General features: G+C 46.3%; 12 protein-coding genes. 5 read left to right on the top strand and 7 right to left on the bottom strand.

The window, feature by feature from the left end; genetic code table 11:
• Positions 1-11 precede the first annotated feature (11 nt).
• Both ACRRSX_RS02580 and ACRRSX_RS02575 read left to right on the top strand, forming a co-directional pair.
• Entirely contained in the window at positions 12-509 is a 498-nt protein-coding gene (locus tag ACRRSX_RS02580) for a response regulator (RefSeq protein ID WP_432454764.1), read from the top strand.
• 577 nt (positions 510-1,086) lie between these two features.
• Positions 1,087-1,452 carry an MmcQ/YjbR family DNA-binding protein gene (locus ACRRSX_RS02575; protein ID WP_432454765.1) on the top strand — a complete coding sequence of 122 codons (366 nt, stop codon included), beginning with the start codon at positions 1,087-1,089 and terminating at the stop codon, positions 1,450-1,452.
• A gap of 144 nt (positions 1,453-1,596) precedes the next feature.
• Here the strand turns inward: ACRRSX_RS02575 and argH are convergent, their stop codons facing one another.
• From argH to argC, 5 genes are all read right to left on the bottom strand, one after another.
• Complete coding sequence (gene argH / locus ACRRSX_RS02570; protein WP_432454766.1) at positions 1,597-3,474, bottom strand: argininosuccinate lyase; 1,878 nt, start codon at positions 3,472-3,474, stop codon at positions 1,597-1,599.
• 84 nt (positions 3,475-3,558) lie between these two features.
• Positions 3,559-4,764, bottom strand: a complete 1,206-nt coding sequence (locus ACRRSX_RS02565; RefSeq protein ID WP_432454767.1) for an argininosuccinate synthase — start codon at positions 4,762-4,764, stop codon at positions 3,559-3,561.
• Between the two features lie 46 nt (positions 4,765-4,810).
• On the bottom strand, positions 4,811-5,716 hold the full coding sequence (locus ACRRSX_RS02560; protein ID WP_432456111.1) for an ornithine carbamoyltransferase: 906 nt from the start codon (positions 5,714-5,716) through the stop codon (positions 4,811-4,813).
• Positions 5,717-5,734: 18 nt separating this feature from the next.
• Complete coding sequence (gene argB / locus ACRRSX_RS02555; protein WP_432454768.1) at positions 5,735-6,511, bottom strand: acetylglutamate kinase; 777 nt, start codon at positions 6,509-6,511, stop codon at positions 5,735-5,737.
• Between the two features lie 8 nt (positions 6,512-6,519).
• The gene (gene argC / locus ACRRSX_RS02550) at positions 6,520-7,530 is read right to left on the bottom strand and encodes an N-acetyl-gamma-glutamyl-phosphate reductase (protein WP_432454769.1); all 1,011 of its coding nucleotides are present in this window, start codon (positions 7,528-7,530) and stop codon (positions 6,520-6,522) included.
• 414 nt (positions 7,531-7,944) lie between these two features.
• On the opposite strand from argC, the gene ppc reads away from it, so the two are divergent.
• Positions 7,945-10,584 carry a phosphoenolpyruvate carboxylase gene (ppc, locus tag ACRRSX_RS02545; protein ID WP_432454770.1) on the top strand — a complete coding sequence of 880 codons (2,640 nt, stop codon included), beginning with the start codon at positions 7,945-7,947 and terminating at the stop codon, positions 10,582-10,584.
• Between the two features lie 284 nt (positions 10,585-10,868).
• Positions 10,869-12,116 (top strand): hypothetical protein, encoded by a 1,248-nt coding sequence (locus ACRRSX_RS02540; protein ID WP_432454771.1) that lies wholly within the window; start codon positions 10,869-10,871, stop codon positions 12,114-12,116.
• A 152-nt stretch (positions 12,117-12,268) separates the two neighbouring features.
• Here the strand turns inward: ACRRSX_RS02540 and metF are convergent, their stop codons facing one another.
• Positions 12,269-13,174 carry a methylenetetrahydrofolate reductase gene (gene metF, locus ACRRSX_RS02535; RefSeq protein ID WP_432454772.1) on the bottom strand — a complete coding sequence of 302 codons (906 nt, stop codon included), beginning with the start codon at positions 13,172-13,174 and terminating at the stop codon, positions 12,269-12,271.
• A gap of 134 nt (positions 13,175-13,308) precedes the next feature.
• On the bottom strand, positions 13,309-13,806 hold the full coding sequence (greB, locus tag ACRRSX_RS02530) for a transcription elongation factor GreB (RefSeq protein WP_432454773.1): 498 nt from the start codon (positions 13,804-13,806) through the stop codon (positions 13,309-13,311).
• 253 nt (positions 13,807-14,059) lie between these two features.
• On the opposite strand from greB, the gene ACRRSX_RS02525 reads away from it, so the two are divergent.
• Complete coding sequence (locus tag ACRRSX_RS02525; RefSeq protein WP_432454774.1) at positions 14,060-16,363, top strand: Tex family protein; 2,304 nt, start codon at positions 14,060-14,062, stop codon at positions 16,361-16,363.
• The last annotated feature ends 358 nt before the right edge of the window (positions 16,364-16,721 follow it).

Here is a 16,721-nt window from a genome sequence, read left to right as displayed (position 1 = left end):
GGAGTCTCACCATGCAGCAACTACTGATTTTATGTGTTGATGATGAACGTGAAGTACTTGACAGTGTACTACACGACATCATGTCTTTAAGTCCACCTTTCGTGATTGATGGTGCTCAAAGTGTCGCCGAAGCACGCGAGGCAATTACCGACTTTGAACAACAGGGGGGCAAGCTTGCGCTGATCTTAGCCGACCATATCATGCCCGACGAACTTGGCATCGACTTTCTCATTGATCTCAACCACACAGCCAATACCGAGGCAGCAAAAAAAATACTATTAACCGGTCAAGCGGGACTTCACGATACCATTGAAGCAATTAATCGTGGAGGGTTGAACTACTACCTAGCCAAGCCATGGACTCAGGAGTTACTACTCAACATCGTCATTGAAAAACTCACCGACTACGTCTTAGAACATTGTGATAATCCGATGCCCTATGCTCAGGTACTCGATGGCGCCAGAATTTTTAGTCATGTTGGGCAACACCGGATGGATATAAAAAATTAGAGTGGTACTAAAGCAGTAATGGATAGCGCTGGCATTGACGAAGCTTAAGCGCTTACCGAGACACACCGATTGTCAGGGTGAAGCAACTGACAACATGCGCAATGCAAACCAAGGGTCTGGCTTAATTTGCCAACAGGTGGCTAACTGGCGTTCATTCACCCGCAAATCATCAGGTGCTAAGTCTTATCGATCAGACCTCGGGCTCATACTCAGAACCGTCGAAACCAAGCCCTAAGCAATATCACTTCTATCGCAACAACATTTACCGCGATGGTTCTTTAAACATCTCCATCTGTGATGCATATCTGCTCGATCAAGTACTCGCGAGACTTATTTAATTACAACGCTCACCTGAGCGCTGACCTTGTATTTTACACTCTGTAAGATCTTAGAAACTTTGGTTTGCATTTGTTTACTTAAAGCGTCTGAATTAGGCAGGCGGCTATAGATTTGGTAGTTTTGGAAGAAGACTTATCTCTTAGTACTTGAGAAGCAAGTTGAGATACACTGCTAGATATAACATGTAGCGCTCAGTATTTGGGTTATTTTGCTGGTTTATCAATATAAGGGGGATACCTTGGATTACAAAGAACTAAGAGAGTACCTGCTATCTAAGCCTGAAGCCGAGCTCGATTTGCCATTTGCACCTGATGTTCCTGTCTTCAAGGTAAGGAAGAAAATGTTTGCCTTGGTCGGATGGAAAAATGAATTGATGAGCATCAACCTAAAGTGCCAACCCGAGCAAATTGACGCATTATTGGATATTTATCCTTCGATTACTCGAGGTTATCACATGAATAAGCGCCATTGGATTAGTTTGTACTTTGATGGTGGTGACGCAGAACATGAGGTATTCAGGCTTATTGATAACTCCTATGAGTTAGTTGTCAGAGGGATGAGTAGGAATGTTCAAACCCTGCTCATTGGTTTAGCTGACGAGTAGATTTCCGTGAATCCCCCAAGCAAATCGCTTGACCAACTTGGCCATAAAAATCTCTAATTTGCTAGCTAACCTCACCAATCATTTCCCCAAAAAAAGCCCCATCAACTGATGAGGCTTCTATGCAGTACTCAATATAGACTCAATCTAAGCAACATTTTGCTTATGGATCAGCGTCTTGTTATCAAGGATAAACTCTAAAGCCACTTCATCACAAGCATGCTGACGGGGACAAATATCGCAATCTTTCATCACCTTCTCTGGCAACATGCTCTTCGAAGTGGGGCTAAAGCCAAGCTTCATGAAAAATTCTGGCACTCGAGTTAATACAAATACCTTCTCGATTTCCATTTTCTTGGCTTTTTTCATCAGATGCTGAACCATTGCTCGCCCCTGCCCCGTGCGCTGTGCACTAGGGTTCACCCCTAAAGAGCGGACTTCCGCTAAGCCAGTGTCGTATAAATAAAGTGAAGCACAACCGGTCACCTTACCCGCTTGCTCACTCACCGTAAAATCACCGATTGCCTGCACTAACTCGGGGCGAGGGCGCGGCAGGTTTTCACCCGCTTGCGACCAGTAATTCACCATCTCTTCGATGGTATCTAAATCGGTCATGCGTGCAGAGCGAACGTATAGACCTTTCACATTGCGTTTCGATAAACGAGTTTCAGCTTCAGTTAGCGCATGCTCGACCTGCTCCGGAGCCACGCCACCTAAAGCTTGACGCTTGCCTAAAGTGGACTCAAGAGACAAGTTTGGATAAACATCGTTTTCAATTTCCGGTGCGAGCTCTTTAAATTCGGCTAAGCTCAGCTCTTCTAAAGGCACGCCTTTCTCAATCGCGGTCACCACAGCAATGCCCACAATATGGTGGGCTTCACGGAACGGGATCCCTTTGGCAACCAGATAATCTGCCAGTTCGGTGGCATTAGAGTAACCACCTTTGGCCGCTTCAATGGTGGTTTCTTCGTGCACATCCATATCATCGAGCACCAATTCAGCCATCGCTAAACAGTCACCCCAAGTGTCTAAAGCATCAAATAAACCTTCTTTATCTTCTTGCATGTCTTTGTTATAAGCTAAAGGCAAGGCTTTTAAGGTCATCATGATGCCCGACAGCGAACCGTATACTCGGCCCGCTTTACCACGGATCAGCTCCAAGGCATCTGGATTTTTCTTCTGTGGCATCAGCGATGAGCCAGAAGTCACTTGATCGGATAAATCTAAGAAAGCCGATTCGCCAGAGTTATAGAAAATGAGATCTTCTGCCATCCGCGATAGGTGGATCATACTAATCGAGGCGGTTGAAATCAGTTCCACCACATGGTCACGATCTGAGACCGAATCCAAGCTATTACGGGTTGCCCGGCGAAAACCAAGGTCTTTAGCAATTTGCTGGCGGTCCATCGGATAGGCGGTGCCCGCTAGAGCGCCACAGCCCAGAGGACAAACATCCAAACGACTTAAGGCATCTTGCAGACGCGAATAATCACGCTCAAACATCTCAACATAGGCCATCGCCCAGTGAGAGAAAGTAACCGGTTGGGCACGCTGCAGATGAGTATAACCAGGTAAAACAGTATGCTGTTGTTGACGAGCAAATTTAACCAGCTTTTGTTGCAGCTTATCGAGATGCTCCAACAATTCAATACCTTGGCTTTTACACCAAAGTTTTAAATCGGTGGCCACTTGGTCGTTACGGCTACGTCCAGTGTGCAATTTCTTACCAAGATCACCCACTCGTTGAATTAGTTGGGTTTCAACCCAAGAGTGAATATCTTCGGCATCACTCCCCAAAATCTGTTGTGGGTTTTCGGCGACTTGCTTACCTAACTCCAGTAAAGCCTCTTCCAAACGCGCTTGCTCATCGGCATTCAGAACACCAACACTGAGCAAGGCCTTCGACCATGCAATTGAACCGGTTATATCTTGCTCGGCCAATCGATAATCGAAACGCAACGAGTCATTAAACTGCTTAAATCTGGAATCTGCAGCTTGGCTAAAACGCCCACCCCACAATGCCATTTTACTCTCCATTTATTATTGCAAAGACCTCAGTGCCATTAGCCTCTGAGGTCTAGGTATTTCTTGCTTATACTTCGGCCAAACTTATTTGCTATTTAAAGCGCGGATCCGGCTAGCTAGAGAGTATAAACGAATAAAGCCTTCAGCGTGCTTCTGATCGTAGACTTGATCTTCTCCAAAGGTTGCAAATGCTTCCGAGTACAAACTATTTGGCGAGCGTTTTTGTACAACTTGTGCTTGCCCTTTGTACAACTTCACAACCACTTCGCCATTCACGTCTGCCGCTAAAGACTCCGACGCCGCTAATACAGACTGGCATAAAGGTGTGAACCAACGACCATCGTATACTAAGTGAGCCATTTGTTGGCCGACGGTTTCACGCCAGATGCGCGAGGTTTTATCGTGTACTAACTCTTCAATACCTCGAAGCGCAGCAACAATCACCGTACCACCCGGTGTTTCATAACAACCACGCGACTTCATGCCCACGGTACGGTTCTCAGTAATGTCGATACGACCAACGCCATGAGCAGCAGCAATCTCATTCAGTTTCGAGACCACTTGGTAAGGACTAAGTGCTTCATCGTTGACCGCAACGACTCGGCCTTGTTCAACTTTTAGACTCACATACTCTGGCTGGTTAGGCGCATCAATCGGATCAACCGTTAAGGTCCAAACGCCTTTGCTTGGCTCGTTCCATGGGTCTTCCAGCTCACCACCCTCGTGAGAAATATGCCAGGCATTGGCATCACGGCTATAAATTTTTGTCGCTGAAGCAGTGGTTGCGATATTTCTTTCGGCAAGATATTCAAGCAAATCTTCACGACTTTCCATGCTCCATTCGCGCCACGGTGCAATCACCGTTAAATCAGGCGCTAAAGCAGCAAAACAGCTTTCGAAACGAATTTGGTCGTTGCCTTTACCCGTACAGCCATGACAGACCGCATCGGCACCAACTTTACGAGCGACTTCTACTTGTGCTTTGGCAATAATTGGCCGAGCCATAGAAGTACCAAGTAAATAAGTTCCTTCGTACACGGCCCCCGTGGCAATCGTTGGATAAATATAGTCAGCAACAAACTCTTCTTTAAGATCAATGATGTGACACTCAGAAGCACCAGAGGCTAAGGCTTTTTCTTCTAAGCCGATGAGTTCTTCCTCACCTTGGCCTACATCAGCACAAAAAGCGACGATCTCACAATTATTATAGGTTTCTTTCAACCAAGGAATAATGGCTGAAGTATCCAAACCGCCAGAGTAGGCTAAAACAACTTTTTTAATATCGGTCATGTTGAGGTATTCCTTGTTCTGTCCAGCAATTATTGCTGAAAATCCACTAATTTAATAAAGAAACTAAGACTGCGTTTTGCGCGTGCATCCGGTTTTCAGCCTGATCGAAAATCAGCGACTGAGGACCATCCATAATCTCGGAGGTGATTTCCAATTCACGATGTGCTGGTTGGCAATGCAATACATGCTTAATACCACAATTTTGCATTAACTGGCGATTAATTTGATAAGCCATAAAACGATCTTTGACTGACTGTAACGGCGTATCATCCCCCATCGACACCCAAGTATCGCCATAAACCACATCATAGCCCTTGATATCATCAAGCTTATCGGTCACCACGATTTTACCACCATGAGCCTTGGCTAATTGGCGTGCCGTTTGTACAATTTGAGCGTCGGGACTAGAACCCAAGGGACAAACCGCGGCCACTTCCATCCCCAAAATAGCACCACCCAGTAACAACGAGTGAGTGACATTATTGCCATCGCCCAAGTAAGCTAACTTCACTTTACTCAAGTCCGTATAGTGTTCACTAATCGTTAAAAAATCGGCGAGCCCTTGGCAGGGATGGTACAGGTCACACAAAGAGTTAACGATGGGTACCGAGGAATGAGCTCGCAAGGTTTGCAAGGTTTGGTGTGAGAATACTCGTGCTACGATGGCATCGGCCCAACGGGTAATATTTGAAGCGAAGTCTTTAACACTTTCACGCTCACCCATGGCGCCATTTTGCTGGTCGAGGTAAACTGCATGTCCACCAAGGCGATTAATCCCAATATCGAAGGTCACACGAGTACGCAAAGAAGGTTTTTCAAACAGGGTGACCACACTTTTTCCAGCAAGGCTTTGCGCATAATCGGTCGGCGTTTTTTTAATTTTTGCGGCCAACTCGAGTAGACCTAAAATCTGCTCTTGACTTAGCTCCTGCAAGCTCAGTAGGTGTTTCATATCGCTCATCATCTATCCTTAAATTTGTACCTGAGTCCCGACTGACTCACCGTTATATAATTGACCCGCGAGCAAACTTGCTAATTGCTCAGCATCTTTCCAAGAAGCCAAAGCAACTGGTGCTTGTAAAAAGGCTGCCGCATCAAGCGCCGCTTTAACCTTGACCGTCATGCCGTCGGTAATCACCCCATCGTCAATCAACTGTTGCGCCAATTGACCGTCAAGCTTAGCAATTAACTGCTTATTTTGGTCTAATACACCTGCAACATCAGACAATAACACCAACTGCCCTTGAAGTAATTGACACACCGCTAAGGCCGCTTGATCTGCATTGACATTATATAATTCACCATCACTTCCAATCCCTATCGAACTAATCACAGGGACATGGCCCAGCTCAATTAAACTGTTCAGTAACGCCGGGTTCGCAGCTGAGGCTTCGCCTACATGCCCTAAACGCGGATCCATTGCTGTCACCCGACAAGAGCCTGCATCACTTAAACACAAACCAACCGCTGACAGTCCAGACTTAAGTGCTCGCGCTAATAGCAATTTATTACTAGTACCCGCTAAAGCACCCACCACATAGGGGATTTGCTCTTTAGGCGTAATCCGCAAACCATCAAGTTTTTCTGAGACAAAGCCGGTTTTCGCCAATACGTCTTCGACAACTACGCCACCACCGTGTACTAAAACAATAGGCTGAGAAACTGCCTCTAAAGCGGCAAATAAATTATCTAAGGCGTGGGAATTATTCAATACCGCACCACCTAATTTAATCACTAAAGTTTTCATACAGAACCTTAAACTAATGCCGTTGTGGCGGCAAAGCCATTGCGAATATTGAGGCACTGAATAGCCTGACTAGCGGCCCCCTTCAACAAGTTATCTTCCGCAGAAACCACAATCAGATCATCGCCCTGCTGTTGCCAAGCCAAATCGATAAATGGCGTATATTCTACTTTAGTAATCGATGGCCATTCGTCTGCTAATAAACGCACAATTTGTTGCCCCGCATAAGCTTGTTGATAAGCTTCATTCACCTGCTCTGGTGTAGTTCCCGGTTTTAAAATGACATTAATCGTCGCTAAGATACCGCGCTTAAAATTGCCAAGATGTGGCGTGAAGATCACCGGATGACCGAGATGCGTGGCGATTTCCGGTTGGTGACGATGCTTAAATACACCATAAGGACTTAGGCTCACCTCGCAGAAGCTACTATTTAAAGACGCTTTGCGCCCAGCGCCACTCACACCACTGGTTGCGTTAATTACCGCTTTACTATTATCAGCAATCAAACCCGCCGCCGCCAAAGGTTTTAAGGCCGTTAAAGAAGCCGTAGGATAACACCCCGCCACCGCGACTAAATCAGTTTGTTTAATCTGCTCGGCATTCCATTCAGCTAAACCATAGACCGCTTTATCCAGTAATTCGGGATATTGGTGAGTAAAACCATAGTAGGTTTCATAAAACTCGGCATCTTGCACCCGAAAAGCACCCGAGAGATCAAATACCTGACAACCAGCAGCTAAAAAGGCCGGCGCCAAATCATGACTAACTTCATGTGCGGTTGCCAACAACACAATGTCAACATTGGCAAAAGTACTGGCGATATCAGCCACAATTAGAGGCTGAACTGGTGCATCAACAATACCGCGTAATCGACCATGTAAACTGGATAAAGACTTACCCGCATCGAGACTTCGCTCGGAGACAAATAAGCCTGCAAGTTGTAACTGCGGATGGCGACTCACATAGCCTGCCAACTCCGCTCCGGTATAACCACTCGCTCCAATAATCGCAGCCTGTAACATCGTGTCTTCGTTCCCTTCACATTGGTAATATTTTCATTTGTGACAAAGCTTAGCGCCGCTGACAAGTTTAATAAAAAATCATTATTTTAAACAAGCTAAACCAAGCTATGCTTCAATTATTGCGGAGCATACCACAAGTAATTCGTTATGCAATAATAATGCATTTTTATTTATTGTAATGTTTGTAAAAAATACTAAAATCGTGGCTAATCCTCTAAATTTACCGATGACCATGAGATACACAATAGGCCTGAGCGCTTGATCCACCTCAAAGGAACTCAGGTTACCTGTAATTTTATTACAGGTGCTTTGACTATAAGCGCAGTCTTAGGTATGTTTTTGGGCTAGGAATAGGGTAATTTAGTAAATTAATTTCAATAATCGCTAGCATACGCCAACAGTAAAGGAAAAAGAATGAGCCAGAATTTGCCTCAGGAAACCAATGCGTCATTACGAGGAAATGTAAATTTACTCGGACAGCTACTTGGTAATACGATCAAAAGCCATATGGGCGAGGCTTTCCTCGAGAAAGTAGAAACGATCCGTCAGCTAGCAAAAGCGTCACGCAGCAATGATGAACAAGCGCGTGAGCAGCTATTAGAACTATTACGAAATTTAAGCGACGATGAGTTATTACCTGTAACTCGCGCCTTTAGCCAATTTTTAAATCTGGCTAATATCGCTGAACAATTCCATACCATTTCTCGCAATTGTGAAGGCAGTACCTGCACCACCGATCCCATCGATTTGGTATTTCAAAAATTAAAACAAGAGCAACTTAGCGAAGCAGAAATTCATCACGCAGTTGCCCAACTCAATATCGAATTAGTCTTAACGGCCCACCCCACCGAAGTGACTCGCCGAACACTAATCAATAAATACGTGAGTATTAATGATTGTCTCGACTGGTTAGAATTAGACTTACCGCAACGAGAGCGGGATAATTTGATGGGTCGCCTAGAGCAACTGATTAATCAAGCTTGGCACACCGACGAAATCCGTAAGCTACGCCCAACCCCAGTTGACGAAGCCAAATGGGGCTTTGCCGTAATTGAAAACTCATTGTGGCATGCTGTTCCTGAATTTGTTCGACAATTAGATAAGAAACTCAGTAATCACTTCGACATGCGTCTTGCTTTAGATAGCGCTCCTGTGGTGTTTTCATCATGGATGGGCGGAGACCGAGATGGTAACCCCTTTGTCACCGCAAAAGTGACTGAAGAAGTATTACTTTCAAGCCGTTGGGTCGCTGTAGATTTATACCTGAAGGAAATTCAGAAGCTAGTCAGTGAATTGTCGATGAGCGATGCAAATCAAGCCTTGCTTGAGCAAACTGGCACTCAGAGCGAACCTTATCGTGCGCTACTTAAAGTATTGCGCAGTGAACTACAAGAAACCCACGACTACCTTACCGCGAAGTTGAAAGGTCAGTATACAGAAGCCCGCGACATCGTAGTGAATACCGAACAGCTGCGGGAACCGCTCGAGCTATGTTACTACTCACTACAAGATTGTGGCATGAGCATCATCGCCGATGGGACTCTACTCGACCTATTACGTCGTATCGCCTGCTTTGGCATCAACTTATTGCGCTTGGATATTCGCCAAGACAGTGGTCGTCACGAAGAAGTTTTTTCAGAACTGAGCCGTTATTTGGGCTTGGGCGATTATGCGCATTGGAATGAAACCGACAAACAACACTTTTTATTACAAGAGTTAAACTCCAAGCGGCCATTGTTCCCACGAAATTGGGAACCCAGTGAGTCGGTGCAAGAAGTGCTGGATACCTGTGCCATCATCGCCAAACAAGAGCGTGAAGCCTTAGGTATATACATTATTTCTATGGCTAGTGAGCCCTCCGATGTATTAGCCGTACAGCTGCTATTACAAGAAGCTGGTTGCCCATTCCGCCTACCTGTCGCACCATTATTTGAAACATTGGATGATTTAAATAATGCGCCAGCAACCATGAGCAAACTGTTGTCCGTCGATTGGTATCGCGGCTATATCTCGGGCCAACAACATGTGATGATTGGTTATTCCGACTCAGCGAAAGATGCTGGGGTGCTGGCAGCCTCTTGGGCTCAATATCGCGCTCAAGAAGCATTAGTCTCCATTTGCGAAGGTCACGGTGTCAATCTGACCTTATTCCATGGTCGGGGTGGTACGATTGGTCGTGGTGGTGCTCCAGCCCATGCAGCACTGCTATCCCAACCACCAGGATCTTTAAAAGGTGGGCTTAGAGTGACCGAACAAGGCGAAATGATCCGCTTTAAGTTTGGTTTACCTAAAGTCGCTTTAGATAGCTTGAACCTCTATGCCAGTGCTGTTCTAGAGGCAAACTTAGTCCCACCAATGGAGCCGAAAGACGAATGGCGATTAGTGATGGATCAAATTGCCGAAACCTCTTGTGACAATTATCGTGGCGTGGTCTGGGGAGAAGAAGATTTTGTTGCTTATTTCCGTTCAGCGACTCCTGAACAAGAGTTAGCCAAGCTTCCCTTAGGGAGCCGTCCAGCGAAACGTCGTCAAGATGGCGGCGTAGAAAGCTTACGGGCGATTCCATGGATTTTCTCTTGGAGTCAAAATCGACTATTGTTACCCGCTTGGCTAGGCAGTGGCGCCGCCTTTAATCAGCTAATTGAGCAAGGTAAAGCCGAGCTACTACAAGAAATGCGTGAATGGCCCTTCTTCGAAAATCGTTTAGCAATGTTAGAGATGGTATTCATGAAAGCGGATACTTGGCTATCACAGGTTTACGATGACCGCTTAGTAGAACCAGAACTCAAAGGTCTAGGAGAAAAACTACGCGCTCAGTTGGATTCAGCAAAAGCGGCTATCTTATCGCTATCACCTGAACATCGCTTATTAGCCAACCAAGCCTGGGTAGTGGAGTCAATAAACTTACGTAACCCCTATATCGATCCCTTACATGTGCTGCAGGTCGAGCTCTTAAACCGCTCGCGAGCTAGCGAGCAGCTCTGTCCGGTGGTCGATCAAGCACTCATGGTGAGCATTGCTGGTATTGCCGCAGGTATGCGTAATACTGGTTAAGTCACTTCATAAAACGAACCTCGCACTTGCTGCGGGGTTTGTTTTATTGACGAAGCTGATGAGCCACCAGCTCAGCGCTTGGTTTGATGAACGAGTGATACACCGCTAACATCGTCGTTCGGAACCGAGATAATTGAGAGTGAAGCGGTAATCATGGTGGGGAATAGGAAAACTCTCGGGTTCTCTTTGGCATTTGTCACTCAATGCCCAATTTCAACCACTTAGCGTCACCGAGCGGACGATGTTTATCCGCACCATGGCAATTGATAGTTAGGATGTCATCAATGCAAAAGTTCTCCGGCTGGTTATTCCTCGGATTCTTACTGCTTTATTTACTTTCAGCCTTTGGTCAAATTGGCCTGTTCTTCCCCACGCTACTTGCCTGGTTTGCCGTCGCAGTGTATTGGCCACAACTGAATCGCCCGATCCAATTGCAAGCCGCCACGTTATTTGCCTTAGGTCTGGGGTTATTGGCGGTTGCTGCGAGTCAAGGTACTCTGTTAAGCCTAAAGGATGTGTTGTCGGCCAATCTCCCGCTGTTAGCCATGTTTAGTGCGGTGTCTTTTTTAGCGCTCACCAATAAAACCGACAATCAAACACCATTACCCAAAGGAACCGCGAGTATTTTATCTAGCGCGCTTGGCATTAACCTTTTAGGTGCGATCATCAATCTTTCGATCGTGTTTATAGCCGGAGATCGTCTCTCAGAAAAGAGCCCCTTAAGTGATGCGCAGCAAAAAGTGCTCACCCGCAGTTTTTGCGCTGCCGCATGGTGGTCTCCCTTCTTCATCGCAACCGCGGTCTCGATCACTTATGTGCCGGGTCTGCAGTGGAGTGATACCTTGTTACCGGGTCTGGTGATGTCATTGATTGCTCTCGGCTTCACGAGTACAGAAGTATATTTAAAACACCGAGATAACTTCGAAGGCTACCCAATCAAACCGGATAGCTTAATGATCCCGCTCTGCTTAGCGCTATTGGTAATTGGCTTGCACTTTGGTTTACCAGACTTAAGCATTATTTTAATCATCACCTGTCTTGCCCCTTTAGCAGCACTCGCCTTTAATCAAGGTACATCGCGCACTAGCGTTCGTCAGTTCATTAATCACAAACTGCCCAATGTCGGCGGTCAGTTTCTGCTGTTTCTTGCTGCAGGGGTATTTTCGGCAGGCATCAAAGGGATCCTGTTAGCCTATCCAGACACAATCAACCTCGCAAATTTTAGCTTTACAACCCCCGTATTTGCGACAGTATTGGCGCTGATGATTATTGCTGGCATCCTCGGTATTCATCCGGTGATTAGCATTTCGCTGGCCAGTCCCTTATTACTGCCGTTGGAGCCAAGCCCCAGCCAACTGGGTTTTTTGTTCCTAAGCTCTTGGGCCATTTCAACTGGTAGCAGCCCTCTATCGGGAGTAGGCCTCACCATGACCGGCCGTTATCATTGTTCGAGCCGGCGAATTTTGCAAAATAACTGGTACTATGCACTGGTGATGTGGTTACTCAGCGTGGCGATGAGCACCCTATTATAAACACAGTCCGCATTATTTCTCCGAGCGGGATGATAAAGGTCTGATGATTCTCCATGCCCCTCAGCCCATTTAACAATCATCCACGCGGAAAGCTTGGTCAAGCTCAAGTAGTCTGCTCGCGCCGCTGGGGACTGCTGTTGGTAGCCGCTAGACTAGCAAGCCACCGCCTGAAGCTCAGGCCTGACCCCCAAAGTATGACAAATCGCATAAGAAAGTTCGGAGCGATTAAGGGTATAAAAGTGGAAATCCTTGACCCCTTCACGCGACAAGACTTTCACCATTTCGATAGCCACGCTCGCCCCCACCAGATTACGAGTCATCTGATCATGCTCTAAACCTGCAAACTGTTTATGTAACCACTGTGGCACCTTCACGTTGGCAAAAGAAGCAAACTTCTTCAAAGTATTATAATTAGAGACAGGTAAAATTCCCGGGACAATTTCGCCCTCAATACCTATCGCTGCACAACGGTCACGAAAGCGCAAATAACTTTCAACATCAAAGAAAAATTGCGTAATAGCCCGATTAGCACCCGCATCCATTTTTCGCTTTAAAGCCAACAAGTCTGCCTGCGCACTCTTTGCCTCAGGATGCATTTCAGGATAAGCCGCTACCGAAATATCAAACTCAGCCTCTTCCCTCAATAAACTGACCAAGTCACTCGCATACATCTCGGGTTTGGCCGCTCCGACCGGTAAATCACCACGCAGCGCAACAATATCCCGGATCCCACTTTGCCAATAATCGCGAGCAATTTGCCGTAATTCTTCAGGGGTAGAATCAACACAGGTAAGATGAGGCGCGGCAGCTAAACCAGTTCTGTCTTTAATCGCCTTAATCACCTTATGGGTGCGATCACGAGTCCCTGAATTCGCGCCATAAGTGACCGAGACAAACTTCGGTTTTAGAGTGTGTAAACGCTCGATAGAAGCCCAAAGCGTTTGCTCCATGGTTTCGGTGGTTGGCGGGAAAAACTCAAAGGACACGTTAATATCACGATTAAGTTCGCTTAAGCTTTGATTGAGTGATTCAATTTGTTGTGCGTGATGAAATCCCATTAACCTTCTCCATAAAAGACATTTGGACGTCTATACCGCTAAATATGAAGAAGAGTTTCTATATAGTCAATCAGCTCATGTTATTACTTGCTTTAAATGAAAATAATTCAACATCAGCAAATTAGGCTCAGTGCTCAAGATCCATCCTCGTACTCTTCAAATGCTTGATATTGAATCGCCGTCACCCACCATTCCTTGATGCCTGCAGGAGTATTCACAAATACATCGTCATCCACTTGTTTGCCAATTAAAGCACGCGCCATCGGTGAATCGATGGTGATATAACCCAGCTTTGGATCAATCTCGTCAGTGCCAACAATTCGATAACGTACCTTATCCCCATCCTCATTTTCTAAGGCGACCCAAGCCCCAAAATAGACCTTGCCGTTTTGTTGCGGAGAATGATCAATAATTTGCAGTACATCTAAACGTTTATTTAGGAAACGCAAACGAGAGTCGATACGGCGTAACTCTCGCTTCCCTTCTTTATATTCAGCATTCTCCGAGCGGTCACCCAAGGCGGCGGCCTCAGAGACGGCCTGAGTCACCTCCGGACGTTTTATCTTCCACAAGTATTTCAACTCTTGGTCGAGTTTATGCCAACCGGCACGAGTTATTAAATTACTTTTCATAACATCCAGGCCTCTAAGCGCAGTTTGTCTTTGGTGATTAAATTTATAGCTGTTGGTTATTGGTTTAGACTGAAAGCCGATCGAATGCGCGCCCTATAAATCAAGCACCGAACTTGCTAGGCGGTTCGACCTTGCGAGCAGAGCTTATGCCAATTACTAGCCGAGACCAATTTATACTTGAAGCAAAAACAGAACGCCATATGATAGTGGCCATTATCTGCCGCCTTGCGGCTCTCTCAATGTAAGCAAGCATATGTCAACACTAGAACAACAAATTGCCGCCGATATTCAGGCCAAGCCAGCGCAGGTCAGTGCTGCGATTCAATTACTAGACGAAGGCTCCACCGTTCCTTTCATTGCCCGCTACCGAAAAGAAGCCACCGGAGGTTTAGACGATGGTCAACTGCGATTATTGGAACAGCGTTTAACTTACCTGCGCGACTTGCAACAACGACGCAGCAGCATTCTAAAATCGATTCATGAACAAGAAAAATTAACCCCGCAACTCGAACAGCTAATTATGGGAGCCAACACCAAAACTGAGCTCGAAGATCTTTATCTGCCTTACAAGCCAAAGCGCCGAACCAAAGGACAAATTGCCATTGAAGCGGGTTTAGAGCCACTGGCAGAGCAACTATTAGCTCAACCCGATACCGCCCCCGAGCAACTTGCCACGGCCTACTTCAATCCACAAGCAGGCTTTCACGACAGTAAAACCGTCCTCGATGGTGCCAAGTTTATTCTCATGGAACGTTTTGCTGTTCAAGCACCACTGCTTGCATCACTCCGCCAATTATTACAAGCACAAGGCTTAGTGAGTACAACGGTCATTGAAGGACAGCAGCAAACAGGCCAAAAATTCCAAGACTACTTCGATTACCAAGAAGCGCTCAGTAAAGTTCCTTCCCACCGCGCCTTAGCGATTTTACGCGGCCGCAACGAAGGCATATTGATGCTTAATCTGGTTATAGCTCAGCAAGATCAGCAGCAGAGTCACCCAGCAGAGCAGCTCATCCGAGATTACTTTCAGCTTGCACCTAAAGGCTACGCCAGTGACACTTGGCTGAATACAGTGGTGCAATGGACTTGGCGAGTCAAGCTTAAGCTCCAGTTAGAAACTGAATTACTCAACCAGCTTCGAGAACGCGCCGAAGAAGAAGCCATTAGTGTCTTTTCCCGTAATCTCAATGATTTATTAATGGCGGCGCCAGCAGGCCCCAAAGCAACCCTCGGTCTCGACCCAGGTTTGCGCACTGGTGTAAAGGTTGCAGTTGTGGATGCCACTGGAAAATTACTCGCTTACGACACCATCTATCCCCATGCGCCACGCAATCAATGGCAGCAATCTTTAAATACTCTCGCCAAGCTAGTCCAACAACATCAAGTTAAATTACTGAGCATCGGCAACGGTACCGCCTCCCGAGAAACCGATAAACTTGCCGCCGATTTGCTCAAGATGCTTCCTAAACAGAATTTGCAAAAAGTCATGGTGAGCGAAGCTGGTGCCTCGGTGTATTCGGCCTCAGAATTGGCTGCTCACGAATTCCCCGACTTAGATGTATCAATCCGTGGAGCGGTGTCCATTGCTCGCCGTCTACAAGATCCATTAGCCGAGCTGGTAAAAATTGAACCGAAGGCCATCGGGGTAGGCCAATACCAACATGACGTGAGCCAAAGTAAACTGTCACACCAGCTCGAAACCGTGGTGGAAGATTGTGTGAATGCGGTCGGAGTCGACATCAATATGGCTTCGGCTCCACTACTGAGTTTTGTCGCCGGGCTTAACCCGACGATTGCACACAACATTGTTAGTTATCGCGATGAACATGGTGCCTTTCAGTCACGTAAACAAATTAAAAAGGTCGCCCGCTTAGGTCCTAAAGCCTTTGAACAAGCCGCTGGTTTCTTAAGGATCCCTCAAGCTGCCAACGCTCTGGATAGCTCAGCAGTGCATCCCGAGGCTTACCCTCTAGTCGAGGCCATCGCGAATCATAGTCAATGCCAAGTGAGTCAGCTGATTGCCAATTCCGAGCGCTTGGCTAAACTCGACCCCAAGCAATTTACCAATCAACAATTTGGTTTACCCACGGTAACCGATATCATCGCTGAATTGAACAAACCAGGTCGAGACCCTCGTCCAGAGTTTGCGACCGCCAATTTTAAAGAAGGCATCGATAGCATTAGCGATCTGAAACCAGCGATGCAACTCGAAGGGGTTGTGACCAATGTCACCAATTTTGGTGCCTTTGTTGATATCGGAGTTCACCAAGATGGCTTGGTCCACATTTCTTGCTTGGCCGATCACTTTGTCAAAGATCCTCATCAAGTGGTGAAGGCGGGCGATATCGTGAAAGTTAAAGTGCTAGAAGTCGAAGTTCAACGCAAACGAATCGCCTTAAGCATGCGCTTAGATGATGAGGTGCACAGCGGCCCTAAATCTGCAGACCGCTCTGATAAAAAACCAGCCTACAAGGCTCGCCCAGCGAAAAATACCAAACCAAGCACGACGCCAGTGAATAGTGCCTTTGCCGATGCTTTTGCTAAAGCTAAAAAATAACGGGTAACAAATGGGGCTGCATCTTCACTCAAAGACTCGGCCCCTTCCTCGAATATAGAACCCAGCAAATTAGGCTGAGTCCAAATCAGCAACATCAACCAATACCAGTTTTATCCCCGCTTAAATGGGCCTACAATCGCAGCCGATGCCTGAGTTGAAAGTTGCTTTAAGAGATTCACAACTTAGCTGTCGAATAGTCCTTGATAGCTATTCGACCCACAAGGCTAGTGCCTCAGTTAAGACTGAATAAGTAGACCATCAAATAATCGACTCGATAAAACCTACAGCAATGAGCAGAGACTTGTTTCGCTTAATTGGAGTGTAATTTGATGAACTGGTAACGACAGCGTCTACCACT

Origin of the sequence: Agarivorans sp. QJM3NY_30, assembly GCF_050870855.2 — a bacterium.
In the GTDB taxonomy this organism is placed as follows: Bacteria; Pseudomonadota; Gammaproteobacteria; order Enterobacterales; family Celerinatantimonadaceae; genus Agarivorans.
The sequence above is the reverse complement of the archived record's forward strand: the minus strand, read 5'-3'. Positions and strand labels throughout refer to the sequence as shown.